Source organism: Streptomyces sp. SID486, assembly GCF_009865385.1.
In the GTDB taxonomy this organism is placed as follows: domain Bacteria; phylum Actinomycetota; class Actinomycetes; order Streptomycetales; family Streptomycetaceae; genus Streptomyces.
In genome coordinates this window covers 1-17,101 of sequence record NZ_WWJT01000050.1, presented here as the reverse complement: position 1 = coordinate 17,101, position 17,101 = coordinate 1, and the positions used below count along the sequence as shown (strand labels likewise).

11 protein-coding genes are annotated in these 17,101 nt (G+C 72.5%); 6 read left to right on the top strand and 5 right to left on the bottom strand.

The features are described from left to right. Window positions 1-98: 98 nt before the first annotated feature. The gene (locus GT045_RS02515) at window positions 99-737 is read right to left on the bottom strand and encodes a TetR/AcrR family transcriptional regulator (RefSeq protein ID WP_161289923.1); all 639 of its coding nucleotides are present in this window, start codon (window positions 735-737) and stop codon (window positions 99-101) included. Between the two features lie 203 nt (window positions 738-940). Here GT045_RS02515 and GT045_RS02510 point away from each other — a divergent pair, with 203 nt between their 5' ends. From GT045_RS02510 to GT045_RS02495, 4 genes are all read left to right on the top strand, one after another. Then, window positions 941-1,852 (top strand): ABC transporter permease, encoded by a 912-nt coding sequence (locus tag GT045_RS02510; RefSeq protein WP_161333153.1) that lies wholly within the window; start codon window positions 941-943, stop codon window positions 1,850-1,852. Next, entirely contained in the window at window positions 1,845-2,726 is an 882-nt protein-coding gene (locus GT045_RS02505) for an ABC transporter ATP-binding protein (RefSeq protein ID WP_161333152.1), read from the top strand. Before GT045_RS02510 ends, GT045_RS02505 begins: the two co-directional genes overlap by 8 nt. A gap of 123 nt (window positions 2,727-2,849) precedes the next feature. Continuing rightward, window positions 2,850-5,072: a CDP-glycerol glycerophosphotransferase family protein gene (locus tag GT045_RS02500; protein WP_161298273.1), complete on the top strand. Its 2,223-nt coding sequence runs from the start codon at window positions 2,850-2,852 to the stop codon at window positions 5,070-5,072. Further along, the gene (locus tag GT045_RS02495) at window positions 5,069-6,715 is read left to right on the top strand and encodes a glycosyltransferase family 2 protein (protein ID WP_161333151.1); all 1,647 of its coding nucleotides are present in this window, start codon (window positions 5,069-5,071) and stop codon (window positions 6,713-6,715) included. Before GT045_RS02500 ends, GT045_RS02495 begins: the two co-directional genes overlap by 4 nt. A gap of 277 nt (window positions 6,716-6,992) precedes the next feature. On the opposite strand, the gene GT045_RS02490 is transcribed toward GT045_RS02495, so the two are convergent. Both GT045_RS02490 and GT045_RS02485 read right to left on the bottom strand, forming a co-directional pair. Next, window positions 6,993-8,432: a hypothetical protein gene (locus GT045_RS02490; RefSeq protein ID WP_161333154.1), complete on the bottom strand. Its 1,440-nt coding sequence runs from the start codon at window positions 8,430-8,432 to the stop codon at window positions 6,993-6,995. Between the two features lie 158 nt (window positions 8,433-8,590). Then, on the bottom strand, window positions 8,591-13,534 hold the full coding sequence (locus GT045_RS02485) for an NAD-glutamate dehydrogenase (protein WP_161333150.1): 4,944 nt from the start codon (window positions 13,532-13,534) through the stop codon (window positions 8,591-8,593). A gap of 621 nt (window positions 13,535-14,155) precedes the next feature. Between GT045_RS02485 and GT045_RS02480 the strand changes: the two genes are divergently transcribed. After that, window positions 14,156-14,722, top strand: a complete 567-nt coding sequence (locus tag GT045_RS02480; RefSeq protein ID WP_161297617.1) for a DJ-1/PfpI family protein — start codon at window positions 14,156-14,158, stop codon at window positions 14,720-14,722. Between the two features lie 175 nt (window positions 14,723-14,897). Here GT045_RS02480 and GT045_RS02475 read toward each other — a convergent pair whose 3' ends face one another. Continuing rightward, complete coding sequence (locus GT045_RS02475; RefSeq protein ID WP_161297618.1) at window positions 14,898-15,566, bottom strand: HAD family hydrolase; 669 nt, start codon at window positions 15,564-15,566, stop codon at window positions 14,898-14,900. A 55-nt stretch (window positions 15,567-15,621) separates the two neighbouring features. Beyond that, the gene (locus tag GT045_RS02470; RefSeq protein ID WP_161333149.1) at window positions 15,622-16,134 is read right to left on the bottom strand and encodes a hypothetical protein; all 513 of its coding nucleotides are present in this window, start codon (window positions 16,132-16,134) and stop codon (window positions 15,622-15,624) included. A gap of 328 nt (window positions 16,135-16,462) precedes the next feature. On the opposite strand from GT045_RS02470, the gene GT045_RS02465 reads away from it, so the two are divergent. Further along, a complete protein-coding gene (locus tag GT045_RS02465) occupies window positions 16,463-16,966 on the top strand; it encodes an Rv3235 family protein (protein ID WP_161333148.1) in 504 nt (167 codons plus the stop codon). The last annotated feature ends 135 nt before the right edge of the window (window positions 16,967-17,101 follow it).

The window sequence follows — 17,101 nt, the reverse complement described above, 5'->3', positions numbered from 1 at the left end:
GGCGGGCGTCGCGGGTCCCGGTGAGGCGGGCGTCGCGGGTCCCGGTGGGGCGGGCGCGCGGCTCCTGACGGGGCGGCCGGGGCGGCCGGCCGGCGGTGTCACAGCGCCTTGAGCGCCCCCGCCGTGGCCCGCGCCAGCCTCTCCAGGTAGCCCTTGGGCAGCTTCGGGGAACGGATCACCACCGAGCGCCAGTACAGGGGGCCCGAGATGAGGTCCAGCGCCAGGTCGGGGTCGACGCCCGCGCGGACCTCGCCCCGCCCCTCCGCCGCCGCCACGATCTTGCTGGCCACCCCCTCCTGCCCGTCCCGCAACGCCTTCTGGAACGCCTCGGCGATGTCGGGATTGCGGGCCGCCTCGGCCTGGAGGTCGGGGATGATCTGGGACGCGACGGGATGGCGCAGGGCACGGGACGTCAGCTCGTACAGGAAGCGCAGGTCGCCCTCCAGGGAGCCCGTGTCGGGGACCGGGAAGCCGGTCACCGCCATCGCGGAGACGACGTCCAGGACGAGGTGGAGCTTCGACCGCCAGCGCCGGTACACCGCCGTCTTGCCGACACCGGCCCGGCGGGCGATCCCCTCGATCGACATGCGCGCGTAGCCGGCCGCCGCCAGTTCCTCGAAGACGGCCGCGCGGATGGCCTCGGTCACGTCCTCCCGGAGCACGGCCGCCCCGGCGGGCGTCCGGCGGCGCGGGCGCGCCGACGGCTCGTCGGCGGACCCGGCGGCGTTCGTCGTCATGCCCCCAGCATAGGGCGTTACGACGAAACGGTTGCGTTCCGACGTCCATTGGGCCTAGTCTCACGTTGCGACGATACGGTCCCGTCCCGACGTAAGAGAACGTGAAGAGAAGCGTAAGCGAACGCCGGACGACGGAGACGGACGCGGCGACCCCGGCGCGAGCCGGACGCGGCACCCCCACCCCCCGAGCGAAAGCAGCGGATGTGAGCCAGGTCCTCCACACACCGCCCCCCTCCACCCGGGCCCCGGCCGCCGACGACCTCGCGGCGCTCGCTGCCCGGCACGGCCTGTCGGTCAGCGGCGCCCGCCCCACCCTGCCGGAGTACGTCCGCCAGCTGTGGGCCCGCCGTCACTTCATCAGCGCCTTCGCCACCGCCAAGCTCACCGCCCAGTACAGCCAGGCGAAGCTCGGCCAGGTCTGGCAGGTCATGACCCCGCTGCTGAACGCGGCGGTCTACTACTTCATCTTCGGCGTGCTGCTCGGCACCAAGCACAACGTGCCGGACTACGTGCCCTTCCTGGTCACGGGCGTGTTCATCTGGACGTTCACGCAGAGCTCGATCATGGCGGGCACCCGGGCGATCTCCGGCAACCTCGGCCTGGTGCGCGCCCTGCACTTCCCGCGCGCCGCCCTGCCGATCTCCTTCGCGCTCCAGCAGCTCCAGCAGCTGCTGTTCTCGATGGCCGCGCTGGCCGTCATCCTGCTCTGCTTCGGCGTGCCGGTCTCCCTCTCCTGGGTGCTGGCCGTCCCCGCCCTGGTGCTCCAGTTCACCTTCAACGCCGGCGTGTCGATGATCGTGGCGCGCCTGGGCGCGAAGACACCGGACATCGCGCAGCTGATGCCCTTCGTGCTGCGCACGTGGATGTACGTCTCCGGTGTGATGTGGAGCATCGACAAGCTGACCAGGAAGGAACCGCACGTCCTCAGGGTCCTGCTGGAGCTCAACCCCGCCGCCGTCTACATCGACCTGATGCGGTTCGCGCTGATCGACAGCTTCCACGCCGCCGCGCTGCCCCCGCACGTGTGGGCGGCGGCCACCGGGTGGGCCCTGCTCGCCGGCATCGGCGGCTTCATCTACTTCTGGAAGGCTGAGGAGACCTACGGCCGTGGCTGAGCAGACCCAGACCGAGCAGATCCCCACCGTCATCGCCGACGACGTCGACATCGTCTACCGGGTCAACGGAACCGGCGCCGGCCGCGGCACCGCCACCGCCGCCCTCAACCGGATCCTGCGCCGCAAGCAGACCGAGAAGGCGGCCGGAGTGCGCAAGGTGCACGCCGTGAAGAAGGTGTCGTTCGTCGCCTACCGGGGTGAGGCGATCGGCCTCATCGGCACCAACGGTTCCGGCAAGTCGACCCTGCTCAAGGCCGTGGCCGGACTGCTGCCCGTGGAGAGCGGGCACATCCACACCGACGGCCAGCCGTCCCTGCTGGGCGTCAACGCGGCCCTGATGAGCGACCTCACGGGCGAGCGGAACGTCTACCTCGGCGGTCTCGCCATGGGCATGACCCGGGAGCAGATCAAGGAGCGCTACCAGGACATCGTCGACTTCTCCGGCATCAACGAGAAGGGCGACTTCATCACCCTGCCGATGCGCACCTACTCCTCCGGCATGGCCGCCCGGCTGCGCTTCTCCATCGCCGCCGCCAAGGACCACGACGTCCTGCTGATCGACGAGGCGCTGGCCACCGGCGACCGCTCCTTCCAGAAGCGTTCCGAGGCGCGGATCCGCGAGCTGCGGCAGCACGCGGGCACGGTCTTCCTCGTCAGCCACAACAACAGGTCGATCCGCGACACGTGCGAGCGGGTGCTGTGGCTGGAGCGCGGCGAGCTGCGCATGGACGGGCCGACCGAAGAGGTCATGAAGGAGTACGAGGCGTTCACCGGCGACAAGAAACCGGCACCGAAGAAGCCGGCCCCGAAGGCGGCCGCCGCGAAGACGGACACCCCGCAACCGGCCGCGCCCAAGGTGTCTCTTCCTTCCTAGGGAGCCCTCACCGAAGCCTCACCAAGCCCTCACCTTCCAGGGCGATCATCCCTTTCATCGGCTTAATGACGGTATGTTATGAAAGGTATGCCAGGAGCCATCCAGTCCAAGGAGACCAGTGCAATGCCCCAGCTGAGCGTGATCGTCCACGGGCCGAACGCACAGGGGCATCTGACCGAGCTGCTGGACTCCCTCGCGGCCCACCCCCACACCGACGCCGAGGTGATCGTCGCCGCGGTCGGGGACTGGGCACGGGAGACGGCGGAGGGCCACGCCCCCGAAGTGATCGTCGTACCGCTGCCGGCCGGCACCGCGGACGCCGCGGCGCGGGCGGCCGGAGCCGCCCGCGCGTCCGGACGCTGGCTGCACTTCGTCCACGCCGAGGACGGCCTGCCCGCCGGCGCGCCCCGCCTGATCGCGGAGCGGACCGCCGAACTGGACGCCGCGGCCGCCTCCGGCCCCGGCGCCACCCCCGTGGACGTCCTCCTCTTCGACCACGTCACCACCACCTGGCAGACCGCCGCCGCCCCCTCCCCCGACGGCCGCCACCTCGCCGCCGTCGGCCGTGCCGCACTGCCCCTGGCCGACGCCGCCGACCTGCTGCGGCTCACCCCGCTGCTCGGCAACCGTGCCCTGCGCGCCGAGTTCTGGCAGGCCCACGAGGAGCAGCTGACCACCGACGACGAGCCGCTGGCCGCCCTCGCGGCCCTGCTGCACGCCGGCCGCGTCGCCTGCCTGAACCAGACGGCGTACGAACACCGCGTCCTGCGCCCGGAGAGCCTGCCGCCACGCGCCCCCGAGGACCGGCTCACACTCATCGACCGGTACGAGTCCCTGCTCCCGCTCGTCCGGGACCGCCGCGCCCCCCACACCGTCCTGTACGACCTGATGGTGCGCGACCTGGTGCGCACCTTCGCCCGCGAGGACCTGCCCGACGCGGTGGCCCGCGAGTTCTTCCGCCGCGCCTCCCTGGCCACGGTCCGCTGGCGCCCCGCGGGCCACCGCCGGCCGGCGGGCCTGGAGGGCGTCCGGCACGCGCTGCTGGAGGAGGGCGCCTACACCAAGTACCGCGCGTTCCAGACCGCCAACCGCACCCGCCGCGCCGCCCGCAAGGCCGTACGCGCCCGCAAGCGCCAGCTGGGCGCCAAGGTCCGCGACCACCACTACCGGCGCGCCCTGAGCCGCCCGGTGGACCCGAACCTCGCCGTGTTCTCGGCCTACTGGGACCGCGGAGTGGCCTGCAACCCGGCCGCGATCGCCGCGAAGCTCGCCGAACTCGCCCCGCACATCCACCCGGTGTGGGTGGTGAGCAAGCAGAACGCGGCCCTGCTGCCGCCCGGCACCGACCACGTCGTCCCCGGCACCCGCCGCTACTGGGAGACCCTGGCCACCGCCAAGTACCTGACGAACAACGTCAACTTCCCGAACGGCGTGGTCAAGCGCCCGGACGCCGTCCACCTCCAGACCCACCACGGCACCCCGCTCAAGCGCATGGGCCTGGACCAGATGGACCACCCGGCCGCCGCCAAGGGCCTGGACTTCGCCGCCCTGCTGGCCCGAGTCGACAAGTGGGACTACAGCGTCAGCGCCAACAGCCACTCCACCCGCATGTGGGAGCGCGCCTACCCGTCCCGCTACACCTCGCTCGACCACGGCTATCCGCGCAACGACGTCTACTACGGCAGCGACGCCCGGGCCGTGCGCGCCGCCCGCGAGCGGCTGGGCATCCCCCCGGGCCGGACGGCCGTCCTGTACGCCCCGACCCACCGTGACTACGAGGCCGGCTTCACCCCCCGCCTCGACCTCGCCGCCCTCGCCGACCGCCTGGGCGAGGACACCGTGCTCCTCGTCCGCGCCCACTACTTCTACGGCGGCGCCGCCTCCCCGCTGACCGGCCTGCGCCGCTCCGGGCGGATCATCGACGTCTCCTCCTACGACCCCGTCGAGGAACTGTGTCTGGCCGCCGACGCGCTGGTCACGGACTACTCGTCGATCATGTTCGACTACGCCAACCTCGACCGCCCGATCGTGATCTACGCCGACGACTGGGAGACCTACCGCACCACCCGCGGGGTCTACTTCGACCTCATGACCGAGCACCCCGGCCAGGTCGCCCGCACCCAGGAGGAACTCGCGGAGATCTTCGCCTCCGGCGCCTGGCGCGACGAGAGCGCGGCCAAGGCACGGGCCGCGTTCCGGCGCCGCTTCTGCGAGTTCGACGACGGGCGCGCGGCGGAACGGATCGTACGGCGGGTGTTCCTGGGCGAACCGGAGGAGTCGCTGCCACCCGTGCTCCCCATCGAGGACCGCACCCCCGCCCCGACGCCCGAGGAGGCCTCCGCATGACCAGCCCCGACGTCACGGTCACGGTCATCGTCTACAACGACGCGGCCCGCCTGCCGCGCGCGGTGGCCTCCCTGCGCGCGCAGACCCACGCGAACATCGAGATCGTCATCAGCGACGACCACTCGACGGACGACACGCCCGCGGTCGCGCGGCGGCTGGCGGCCGAGGACGAGCGCGTCCGCTACATCCGCCTGCCGGAGAACAGCGGCGGCTGCAGCGCCCCGCGCAACCGGGCCATCGAGATCGCCCGGGCGCCGTACCTGATGTTCCTGGACAGCGACGACGAACTGCCGCCGCGCGCGGTGGAGCTGCTGCTCGCCGCCCACCGGGAGCGGGAGGTGGACTTCACCATGGGCGCGGTGCGCCGGGTCCGGGTGGACAACGGGCGCCGCACGACCTGGATGCCGCACGTGGTCGCCGAGCGCCGCACCGTGGAGGGCATCGAGGCGGACCCCCGGCTGCTGTTCGAGCACCTGTCGACCAGCAAGATGTACGCCCGCGCCTTCCTCGACCGCCACCAGCTGCGCTTCCCCGAGGGCATCCACTACGAGGACCAGCTGTTCTCGGCGCAGGCGTACTGCCTGGCGAAGGCGTTCACGATCATCCCGGACCCGGTGTACGTCTGGTACATCGAGCCGTTCGCCGCCGCGGCCTCCGCCTCCATCTCCAACCAGCGGCACAAGATCTCCAACGTCCGCGACCGCGTCCACGTGCAGCGGCTGATCGACGAGTTCCTGGTCGACAGCGGGCACGCGGGACTGCGGGAGGACAAGGACTACAAGTTCCTCAAGCACGACTTCCGGATGTACGCGGGCGACCTCCCGTACCGGGACGAGGAGTGGCTGGCGTCCTTCGCGGACATCATGAACCCCTACCTGGACACGCTGTCCCCCGGCGCGTACGAGCGGCTGCCGCGGCCCGAGCGGGTGGTGCTGGAGCTGCTGCGGGACGGCCGCACGGCCGACGCCCTGGTGGCGGCGCGCGGGCTGGGACACGGCGTGGCACCACGGCAGGTGACGACCGACGGCACGGGTGCGGCGTACTGGGGTGACAGCGCCCCGGCCACGGACCGGGCCCGCCGTGAACTGGACGTGTCCGACCTGGAGCTGGACACCCGTCCCTTCCCCACCGCCCAGTTCCGCCACGAGATCACGGAGCTGACCGCCGGCGCGGGGGCGACGCTGACCCTGGCGATCCGCACGTACGACCCCGGTCTGCGGCTGCCCGTCGGCCCGCAGCGCGCGTCCCTGCTGCTGACTCCCGGCAAGCGCCGGATGACGGTCCCCTTCCGTCTCGACCCCGTCCGCCCCGGCGTCTTCGAAGGCACCGTCCAGCTGGACCTGGCCGCCGCCTCGCTGCCCGTCCACGGTTTCGAGGGCGTACGCCATCCCGTGATCCGGCTGGCCCAGCAAGGTCTGTCCAACGCGGCCCTGCTGCTGGCGCCCCTCGACTTCCCGGCCCGCACGGCCCGCGTCGGCGACCACCGGGTCACCGTGGAGCCGGAGGGCCGCAACCCCGGCCGCCTGCAGATCCGCTGGCAGCCGACGGGGACGACGGCGCGGGTGATCCGCCCACTGGTCCGCCGCCTCGACCGGCCCCGGGTACGCAGCGCCGTACGCCTGGTGTCGAGCGTGCTGAGGTAACGGGGCCGGCCTCCGAGCACCGCCGCGCCGAAGGTACGCAGCGCCGCCGTACGAAGGTGCGACCGGCTGCGGCGCCGAAGGTACGCGGCGCCGTCGTGCCGAGGTGCGTGACCGGCCGCCGCGCCGTCGTGGCCGGTCGCGCCGTTCCCCGCGCCCCTGCGGGGCGCCCCCGACCCGGCTGCGGGCAGGCAGGCCGTCGTGCCGAGGTGCGTGACCGGCCGCGGCGCCGTCCTGGCCGGTCGCGCCGTTCCCCGCGCCCCTGCGGGGCGGCTCCCGTCTAGGGCACCACTCGGTACAGGGCCTTTCCGCCGGGGCCGACGGTCACCTCGTGCAGCCACGGTGCCGCTGCCGACCTGCCGGCCACCACCCACTTCACGTCGTACTCGCGCAGGATGCCCCGCCGTACCCGGTCGGACGCGCCCGCGGCGAAGTACCGGTTCACCGCCGCCTCCCGCCGCCCCGCGTCCTTCAGGAACACGTCCGGATACCCCGGCGCAACGGTGTACGGCCCGTACGCGGGGATCTGCCGGGCCGGCCACTCGCCGGTCATCACCACGTCGCCGTACCGCACCCCGGCCCGCATGATCCACTGGTAGCCGGTCCACGGCTCCCGGTACTTCGCCGCGACCGCCCCGGGCAGCGCGTCCCGGTCGATCACGTACCCGAGCGTCCCGGCCTGCGTCCACGCCCCCACCGCCAGCGCGGCGAGCAGCACGCACGCCCAGCCCCTGCGCATCCCCCGCCGTCCCGCCGACACGGCTTCCAGCGCGGCGGCGAGCTGCGCCGGGATCAGCGCGGCGGGCAGGGCGCGGCCCCAGGAGTAGTGGCCGCTCAGACCCCCCGCCGCGAACACCAGCGCGCCGAGGACGAAGAAGAGGACCAGCGGGTCCCGGCGGTCCCGGCGCCACCGCAGCGCCAGGGCCGCCACCCCGAGCAGCACGAGCCCGAACCGCCCGGCCAGGTCCTGGTACAGCGGCCGGTGGATGGCCTCCAGGTCCGCGCCCGCGGAGAACAGCGCGAAGAAGTCGTAGTACGGCCAGAGCCACAGCACCAGCAGCCCCAACGCCAGCCCGGCGCCGAGCCGCAGCAGCGCCGTACGGGCCGGCCGGGCCGCGAGCAGCGCGGCCAGGGCACCGAGCGACGCCACGACCCCGGTGAACTGGTGGCACAGCAGGATCAGCGCCCACAGCGCGCCCAGCCCGAGCCACACCCCCCAGCCGGCCTGCCCGCGCGACGCCCGCGTCAGCCACGCCCAGAAGTGGAAGGCGAGGCCGAGCGCGAGCACGCTCGGGTACGACACCGTCAGCGCCAGGGAGTTCAGCCCGAGGAAGCCGCTCCAGTTGAACAGCACCGGCCCCCACAGCAGGAGCAGGCTCAGCAGCGCCAGGGCGGGGGCGGCGCGATGGGCGCTCAGGGTACGGACGTGACGCAGGACGCCGGTCACCAGCAGTCCCAGCCCGGCGAGCGCCCCCAGCCGCAGGACCACGAACACCGACAGGCCCGTCAGCTTGGCGACGACGCCGAGCAGCAGCATCCACGGTGAGTAGTACGGGCTCGGGGAGTCGGCGTCGACCAGGGGGTTGCCGGGGTGCACCAGGCTGTGGCGCAGGCGCTGCACCGTGGCCGCGTGCATGCCCAGGTCGCCCGCCCACGGCAGGCGGACGACGACCAGGAGCAGCAGCGCCACGAGGAGCGCCGCCGCGGCCTGCGCCGACACCCGGCCGGCACGGGCCGTGGAGCCGCGTGCCGGTGCCGTACGGCGCTTCGGTTCGGTATCGGACGGCACGGTCTGCATGATCCATCGACCCTACAGGCCGGGCACGCGCGAGGCGCCCCGGGCAGCGAAGTGTCCGGGGCGCCCTGTGTGCCGTACGGCTACGAGTGCGTGCGCAGCAGCGTCCGCATCGTGCGCATCGCCACCGACAGGTTGGCGAGGTCGAACGCGTCCGAACCGCGGATCTCGTCCAGGGTGGTGCGGGCCCGGCCCAGGATCGCGCTGTTCTTCTGCTCCCACGCCTTGAACCGCTGCTCCGGCGTCGAGGTGCCGTTGCCCGCGGCGAAGACGTCCGCGGTGAGCGCCGCGTGGGCCGCGTACAGGTCCTCGCGGATGGAGGCGCGGGCCATGGACTGCCAGCGGTCCTCACGGGGCAGCTCGATGATGCGGTCCATCAGCTGGGTGATGTCCAGCCGGTCGGCGAGGTCGTAGTAGATCTCGGCGACGTCCAGCGGCTCCTTGCCCAGGCGGTCGGCCACCGAGACGATGTCGAGCGCCGGGAAGGCGGAGGAGAAGCCGGCCACGCGGGTGGCCACTTCGTCCGGGACACCGGCCGCGGACAGCTCGTCGTACACGTGCTGGTACCACTCCAGGTCCGCGCCGCGCAGCAGCTTCGGCAGCTCCTGCCAGACCCGCTCGACCCGCTCGGCGAAGAACTCCACCGTCTCGGCGAGCTGGAGCGGCTGCGGCCGGTTGTTGAGCAGCCAGCGCGTGCCGCGCTCGATCAGGCGGCGCGAGTGCAGCCGGATGCGGGTCTGGACGCCCGCGTCGACGGTGTTGTCGAGGGCCTCGACCGCGTCCCACACCGGTGCCGAGCAGAAGATCGCGCGGGCCGCGGTCTGGGCCCGGACGATCTCCTCCAGGGAGGCACCGGTCTCCTCGCGCAGGCGGTGCAGGTACGTCGTACCGCCCGTGTTGACCGTGTCGTTGACCAGCACGGTGGTGGTGATCTCGCGGCGCAGCGGGTGGTTGTCGATGGCCTCGGCGAAGCGCTCGCGCAGGGCCGTCGGGAAGTACGCGTGCAGCAGGCCGCGCAGGTACGGGTCGTCCGGCAGCGAGGTGTGCAGCAGCTCCTCGGCCACCGTGATCTTCGTGTACGCCAGGACGACGGCCGTCTCGGGGCTGGTCAGACCCATGCCCTGGGTGAGCCGCTCGCGGATCTGGCGGTCGGTGGGCAGGAACTCCAGCGCCCGGTCCAGGTGGCCCTCGCGCACCAGGTGGCGCAGGAACCGCTGCTGGGCGTGGAGCATGTCCTTGGCCTGGAACAGGGCGTTGGCCAGGGCGGTGTTCTGCGCGTAGTTGTTGCGCAGGACCAGCGAGCCGACCTCGTCGGTCATCTCGGCGAGCAGCTTGTTGCGCTGCTTGACGGTCATGTCGCCGTCCGCGACCAGGCCGTTCAGCAGGATCTTGATGTTCACCTCGTGGTCGGAGGTGTCCACACCGGCGCTGTTGTCGATCGCGTCGGTGTTGATCTTCCCGCCCTGCAGGGCGAACTCGATCCGGCCGAGCTGGGTCAGGCCCAGGTTGCCGCCCTCGCCGACGACCTTGACCCGCAGGTCGGCGCCGTCGACACGGATGGCGTCGTTGGCCTTGTCGCCGACGTCCGCGTTCGACTCGGCCGACGCCTTCACGTACGTGCCGATGCCGCCGTTCCACAGCAGGTCCACCGGTGCCGCGAGGATCGTCTTCATCAGGTCGGCCGGGGTCATCTTGGCGACCTTGTCCTCGATGCCGAGGGCCTCGCGGATGTGGCTGTTGAGCGTGATCGACTTGGCGCTGCGCGGGAAGATCCCGCCGCCCGCCGACAGCAGCTCGGTGTCGTAGTCGGCCCAGCTGGAGCGCGGCAGCTCGAACAGGCGGCGGCGCTCGGCGTAGGAGGTGGCCGCGTCCGGGGTGGGGTCGATGAAGATGTGCCGGTGGTCGAAGGCGGCGACCAGGCGGATGTGCTCGGAGAGCAGCATGCCGTTGCCGAACACGTCACCGGACATGTCACCGATGCCGACGACCGTGAAGTCCTCGGACTGCGTGTCGACGCCCAGCTCACGGAAGTGCCGCTTCACGGACTCCCAGGCACCGCGCGCGGTGATGCCCATGCCCTTGTGGTCGTAGCCGGCCGAGCCGCCGGAGGCGAACGCGTCGCCGAGCCAGAAGTTGTACTGCTCGGCGACCCCGTTGGCGATGTCCGAGAACGTCGCGGTGCCCTTGTCGGCGGCGACCACCAGGTAGGTGTCGTCGCCGTCGTGCCGGACCACGTCCTGCGGCGGCACGACCTCGCCGGCCACCATGTTGTCGGTGATGTCGAGCAGCGCCGAGATGAAGGTCTTGTAGCTGGCGACACCCTCGGCCAGCCAGGCGTCGCGGTCCACGCCCGGGTCCGGCAGCTGCTTGGCGACGAAGCCGCCCTTGGCGCCGACCGGCACGATGACCGTGTTCTTCACCATCTGCGCCTTGACCAGGCCGAGGATCTCCGTACGGAAGTCCTCGCGCCGGTCGGACCAGCGCAGACCGCCCCGGGCGACCTTGCCGAAGCGCAGGTGCACGCCCTCCACGCGCGGTGAGTACACCCAGATCTCGTACGCCGGGCGCGGCGCGGGCAGGTCCGGGATGGCCTGCGGGTCGAACTTCATGGAGATGTAGCCGTGCGGCGCGCCGCCGGCCGTCTTCTGGAAGAAGTTCGTGCGCAGGGTCGCCTTGATGACGGTCAGGAACGACCGCAGGATGCGGTCCTCGTCCAGGCTCGCCACCTGCTCCAGGGCGGCGTCCAGCTCCTCCAGCAGGGCGTCGGTGATCTCCAGCCCGGCCTTCTGCCGCTCCGGGGACATCCGCGCCTCGAACAGGGAGACGAGGAGCCGGGTGGTGTGGACGTTGTTGCGGAGGGTGTCCTCCATGTAGTCCTGGGAGAAGGTCGACCCGGCCTGCCGCAGGTACTTGGCGTAGGCGCGCAGCACCATCGCCTGCCGCCAGGTCAGCCCGGCGCTGAGCACGAGGGCGTTGAAGCCGTCGTTCTCGGCCTTGCCGGTCCAGGTCGCGGCGAACGCCTCCTGGAACCGCTCACGGCCGTCGTCGCCCAGGTAGTCGCCGTTGCCGCCGCCGAGCGACTTCGGCATGCGCAGACCGAAGTCGTAGATCCAGGCGGTGGTGCGGTCCGCGCAGCGCAGCTCGTACGGCCGCTCGTCCGTCACCTCGACGCCGAGCCGGCTCAGCACGGGCAGCACCTTGGAGAGGGAGACCGTGCCGCCCTTCTGGTAGATCTTGAAGCGGCGCTCCTCGGGCGCGGCGCCCACCGGCTCGTACAGGCTCAGCGAGAAGGCCTTGTCCTCGCTGAGCTGCTCCAGGTGGACGAGGTCGGCGACCGCGGCCCGCGGGCTGTGGTCGGCCTTGTAGCCCTCGGGGAACGCCTGGTTGTAGCGGCGCAGCACCTCGGCCGCGCGCTCCTCGCCGCACTCGGCGGTCAGCGCCTCGGCGAACGCGTCGGCCCAGGAGCGGGCCGCCTCCACCAGGCGCGCCTCGATGCGCTCCTTGTCGCTGTCCGACAGCTCGGGCAGCTCGGTGCCCTGCGGGACCCGGACGACGAAGTGCAGCCGGGACAGGATCGACTCGGTGTTCCAGGCGGTGAAGTCGACGCTGATGCCGCCGAGCTCCTCCTTCAGGATGTCGATGATCCGCAGGCGGACGCCGGTGGTGTAGCGGTCGCGCGGCAGGTAGACGAGCGCCGAGTAGTAGCGGCCGTACTCGTCCTGGCGCAGGTACAGCCGCAGCCGGCGGCGCTCCTGCAGGTACAGGACGCTGGTGACGATCGACTGCAGCTCGGCGGGCGGCGTCTGGAACAGCTCGTCGCGCGGGTACGTCTCCATGATCTGGAGCAGGTCGCGGCCGTCGTGGCTGTTGGGCGAGAACCCGGCGAGCTCCAGCACCTCGTCGACCTTGCGGCGGATGACCGGGACACGGCGGACGGACTCGGTGTAGGCGGCGGAGGAGAACAGGCCGAGGAAGCGGCGCTCGCCGACGACGTTGCCGTCCGCGTCGAACTTCTTGACGCCGATGTAGTCCAGGTACGACGGCCGGTGCACGGTGGCCCGGCTGTTGGCCTTGGTCAGCACGAGCAGCTTGTGCTCGCGCGCCTTGGCGCGGGCGTCGGCCGGGAGACGTTCGAAGGAGGGGCTGACCGGGTGCTGGTCGTCCTCGGCGTGCTGCGGGTCCGAGCGCAGTATCCCCAGACCGGTGCCGGGCACTGCGGCAAGCGTGTCGTCGTCGCGCAGCTGGTACTCACGGAAGCCGAGGAAGGTGAAGTGGTCCGAGGACAGCCAGTGCAGCAGCTCGCGGGCCTCCGCGACCTCGGGCTTGGGCAGGTCGGCGGGGACGGGCTCGCTCTCCAGGCCGTCGGCGATCCGGTTGGCCGCCTCCCGCATCTTCTCCCAGTCCTCGACGGCCTCCCGGACGTCGGACAGGACGCGCAGCAGGTCGGCGGTGATCTGCTTCAGGTCGGCGCGGTCGGTCTCCCGGTCGATCTCCACGTGGATCCAGGACTCGACGTGCGCGTCGTGCGGCAGGTCGCCGGTGGACGGGGTGCGCAGCACCTCGATCAGCTTGCCGGTCAGGTCGCGCCGGACGACGATCTGCGGGTGGATCACGACGTGGATGCCGCGTCCCTGCCGGGTCAGCTCGTTGGTCACGGAGTCGACGAGGAAGGGCATGTCGTCGGTGACGACCTCCACGACGGTGTGGCTGCAGGTCCACCCGTTCTCTTCCACGGTCGGCGTGTGCACCCGGACGTTCGCGGTGCCCTGCGGGCGGTTCTCGGCGAGACGGTAGTGCGAGACCGCGGCGCCGAAGACGTCGACCGGGTCGCGGTCGGCGAGGTCTTCCGGGGCGGTGTGCAGGTAGTAGCGCTGGAGGAACGCGAGCACCGTCTCGCTGTCCGGGGTGCCGGGGGTGCCCTCGCTCGTCGTCCCGGTCGGTAGGTGCCCCCCGACCGGGCTGTTCTCAGCTACCCGGGCAGCCCTCTCGAGCAGCTCGGCCTTGGCTTCGTCCAGCTTGGTCTGCATTGTCCTCTGGCTCCTGTCGCGCGCCGTTGCGTGACGTAGAAGGAAGTACGGTCTCTTCCCTTGCGACACAACGCCACGGCCCGGGGTGTCCGGTCGGTTCCGACGGTATGCCGCGAGGAGAGATGAGCGGGGGGAATTCGGCCATTGTCGAGACGTCCGTCGGGTGTGACGCTGCTCTCGGCACCGCCGCGAGCCCGACCGTCCTCGGCGCCCCGGGGGCTTCCGCGCCCCCGCCCCGCCCGTGAAGACCAGCGACCGCCGCCCGGTCACGGAGGTGTTCCGTGCAACCCGGGCGCAGGGCAGGAGCGGCATCGCTCCCGCGAGATATCGCGCTGATCACGCCACAAGGCTATCGCCCCTCACCCCGGGTGCGTCATGAGCCGTATGTGTACAAAACCAAGGGGTGAAGTTTGACGTTCTGCACAGCGGCGGGCCGGGGGCGTGTGACGTACCGGGTGCGCCCCCGCGCCCCCGGACGCACCCTGAAAACCACCGGGCCCTCTTGGCAGGGCGCATCCGGCCGGGGCACGGTGCCCGGAGCTCCACCCGCACACCCCAGCGTCCCACCCGCACGGCCCAGCGTCCTGCCCGCAGAGCCCGGAACCTGCCCGAGGAGCCGACATGCCCACGAAGATCCTCATCGTCACCGGCGACGCAGCGGAGTCCCTGGAGGTGCTCTACCCGTACCAGCGGCTACGCGAGGAGGGCTACGAGGTCCACATCGCGGCGCCCACCCGCAAGACGCTCCGTTTCGTCGTCCACGACTTCGAGCCCGGGTACGACACCTACACCGAGAAGCCCGGCTACACCTGGCCCGCCGACCTGGCCTTCGCCGAGGTCGATCCGGGTGCGTACGCGGCGCTGGTCATCCCCGGCGGCCGGGCCCCGGAGTACCTGCGCAACGACCCCGAGCTGCGCAAGATCCTCAAGGCGTTCTTCGACGCGGACAAGCCCGTCGCCCAGATCTGCCACGGCCCGCTGCTCACCGCGGCGATCGACTCGCTGCGGGGCCGCCGGGTCACCGCCTATCCCGCGCTGGAGCCCGACATGCAGGCGGCCGGGGCGGGCTTCCAGGACGCCGAGACGGTCGTCGACGGCACCCTGGTCTCGGCCCGCGCGTGGCCGGACCACCCGGCGTGGATGCGGGAGTTCGTCAACGTGCTGCGGACCGAGGCGCCGGTGGACTGACCCGGGGCCCCTGCCGCACCGGCCGCGCCCCGCCGGGACCGCTCATGCACCGGGGCTTCTCGCCGCGGGTCACCGCTGCGCCGGCCGCTCTCTCACCGCGAGTAACCGATGCGCCGGCCGCTCTCTCGCCGCGGACCACCGATGCGCCGGCCGCGCCACGGCCGGCGCGGCCCCGTCACGCGGCGAGCTGCCGGGCCTCCGCCACCGCCTCGGCCAGCGTGTCGACCACCGGTACGCCCGCGTCCTCCAGGCTGGCCCTGCTGTGCGACCCGCCGGTGTACAGCACGGCCCGCGCCCCCACGTGCAGTGCGGCGAGCGCGTCGTCCGCCGCGTCCCCGATCACCACCGTCCGCGCCGGCTCGACCAGCCCCGCCAGTGCCTCCAGATGCCGCACCATGTGCTCGGCCTTGCTGCCACCGGAGGGTCCGGTACGCCCGTCGACCCGTATGAAGTGCGCCTCGATGCCGAAGCCCCGGACCAGCGGCACCAGCTCCTCGTGCCCGTACATGCTCAGCAGCGACTGGCTGTGTCCCGCCGACCGCCACCCCGCGAGCAGCTCCTCCGCGCCCTGCGTGAGCCGGCACCGCACCCGGTGCTCGGTGTAGTGCCGGTGGAAGACGCCGTCCATCTGTTCCCACTCGGCGTCGGTGGGCAGCCGTCCGAGCAGCCGCTCGTAGAACTTCGGCACCGGCACGCAGTACAGCGACCGGTACTGCTCCAGTGTGATCGCCGCGAGCCCCAGCTCGGCGAAGGCCGCGTTCGTCGCCCCGATGATGGCGTCGTTGTCGTGGAACAGCGTCCCGTTCCAGTCCCAGACGATGTGCGCCTTTCCGTGCATCCCCATGTCCAAGACCGTACCCGCCCCCACTGACAGCCAGAACGCCGAGCGGGGCTCCGGATCAGCCCTGCGCGATCAGGTGGGGGATCTCCTGGGTGGCGAACCACAGCAGTTCGTGGTCGTCCGCCCCGTCGACGACCGCCTGCGCGTCGCCGTCCCCGCCGTCCGCCGACTCCAGCGCTTCCGCCGCCGCGGCCACGTCCGGCTCCGCGTCCTCGGCGTCGGCGTGCACGGAGGCCGCCTTGGCGAGCGGCACCGGCACCGTCACGGTCACCTCGCCGAGGGCGGACGGGCCGGACCCGCGGTCCGGGCCGGCGCTCACCGCGCCGTCGGGCACGTCCACGGCGACCACGGCCCGGCGCCGCACCGCCTCCGGGTCCGCCGCCAGCAGCCGCAGCGAGGCCAGCGCGGCCCGGCTGAGCGCCGCGTACTCCAGCTCCTCGATGTCCTCCGAGAGGTACCACTCGCGCAGGGCGGGCGTGACGGCGTACGCGGCGAACGGGCCGCTCCCCAGCTCACCCGTCCTGTGCGCCTCGGCGAGAGCGGGGAGGGTGAGGGGGACGTAGACGCGCATACTGGCCGCTCTTTCCTGGTCAAAGGCTCCGCTGGGGCGCCGGCGAGAGCGGCTGGCGCGTCTCCCGGAGGACCTTCAGGATACGTGCGCACGTCCCCTTTCGGGTCCCCGCCCGCCCCCGCCGGGGCGTCCACCCGGCGCCCGCGGTTCACCCTGTTCCGCCGCCTGTCCGAGGGGCCGAGCACCTCCCCGATCACACGGATAGGTGAACCTTCCCGGCCCCCTCCGGCCCGCCGTCCCTTCCTTGCGAGCGCCTCCCGGGCCCCGTACAAGATCCCCACCAGCGAGTTACCGCCCGGTATCCCGGGCCCGCAGAACGGGGTCCCCCATGAACAAGGTCATGAGCCGCACCGCCCGGTCCCGCCCCCGGCACCGTCCGCCGACCCGCCGGGACTCCCGCCGCCCCGGTGGCGCCCCGCCCCGCACCCCCAGCCGTCCGGCGGCGACCCGCGCCGACCGGCAGGCCGCCCAGCCCGCCGTAGAGGCCCGTACGGCGCCCCGGGAGGCCGTGCCGCAGCCCCGCCCCACCGACCTCTTCGCGGACCGCCTGCTGGCCGTCCTGAGCGGCCGGCGGCCTGTCCACTGGATGCTCGGGTACACGGCCGGCCGCGCCTACGACGACCTGGCCCGCCTGGCCGAGCACGGCCCCCTGCGGACCCACGGCACCCGCCCCGTCGTCCACGACATCGGCTACTACGTCCCCAGCGAAGGCGCCCTGGAGGTCTTCGCCCGCATCGCCGCCGGCGACCGGCTGCGGGCGATGGCCTTCCGCCTGGAGCTCGGCCAGGACCTCCGCTGGCGCTGCACAGCGGTGGAGACCGGCACCACGTAGCCGGGTGGGGACGCCGGCCCGACACAGCGGTGGAAACCCGACACAGCGGTGGAAACCGGTACCACGCAGCCGGGTGGGGACGCCGGCCCGACGGCCGCGGGCGGCCGGGGGCGGCCGGGGGCGGCCGGGCCCGCG

What these genes read in the sequence shown, in the direction of transcription:
- GT045_RS02475 (WP_161297618.1), bottom strand. Translation starts at nt 15,566, where the DNA reads ATGGGGATGCACGGAAAGGCGCACATCGTCTGGGACTGGAACGGGACG.
- GT045_RS02500 (WP_161298273.1), top strand. Translation starts at nt 2,850, where the DNA reads ATGCCCCAGCTGAGCGTGATCGTCCACGGGCCGAACGCACAGGGGCAT.
- GT045_RS02465 (WP_161333148.1), top strand. Translation starts at nt 16,463, where the DNA reads ATGAACAAGGTCATGAGCCGCACCGCCCGGTCCCGCCCCCGGCACCGT.
- GT045_RS02495 (WP_161333151.1), top strand. Translation starts at nt 5,069, where the DNA reads ATGACCAGCCCCGACGTCACGGTCACGGTCATCGTCTACAACGACGCG.
- GT045_RS02515 (WP_161289923.1), bottom strand. Translation starts at nt 737, where the DNA reads ATGACGACGAACGCCGCCGGGTCCGCCGACGAGCCGTCGGCGCGCCCG.
- GT045_RS02485 (WP_161333150.1), bottom strand. Translation starts at nt 13,534, where the DNA reads ATGCAGACCAAGCTGGACGAAGCCAAGGCCGAGCTGCTCGAGAGGGCT.
- GT045_RS02470 (WP_161333149.1), bottom strand. Translation starts at nt 16,134, where the DNA reads ATGCGCGTCTACGTCCCCCTCACCCTCCCCGCTCTCGCCGAGGCGCAC.
- GT045_RS02480 (WP_161297617.1), top strand. Translation starts at nt 14,156, where the DNA reads ATGCCCACGAAGATCCTCATCGTCACCGGCGACGCAGCGGAGTCCCTG.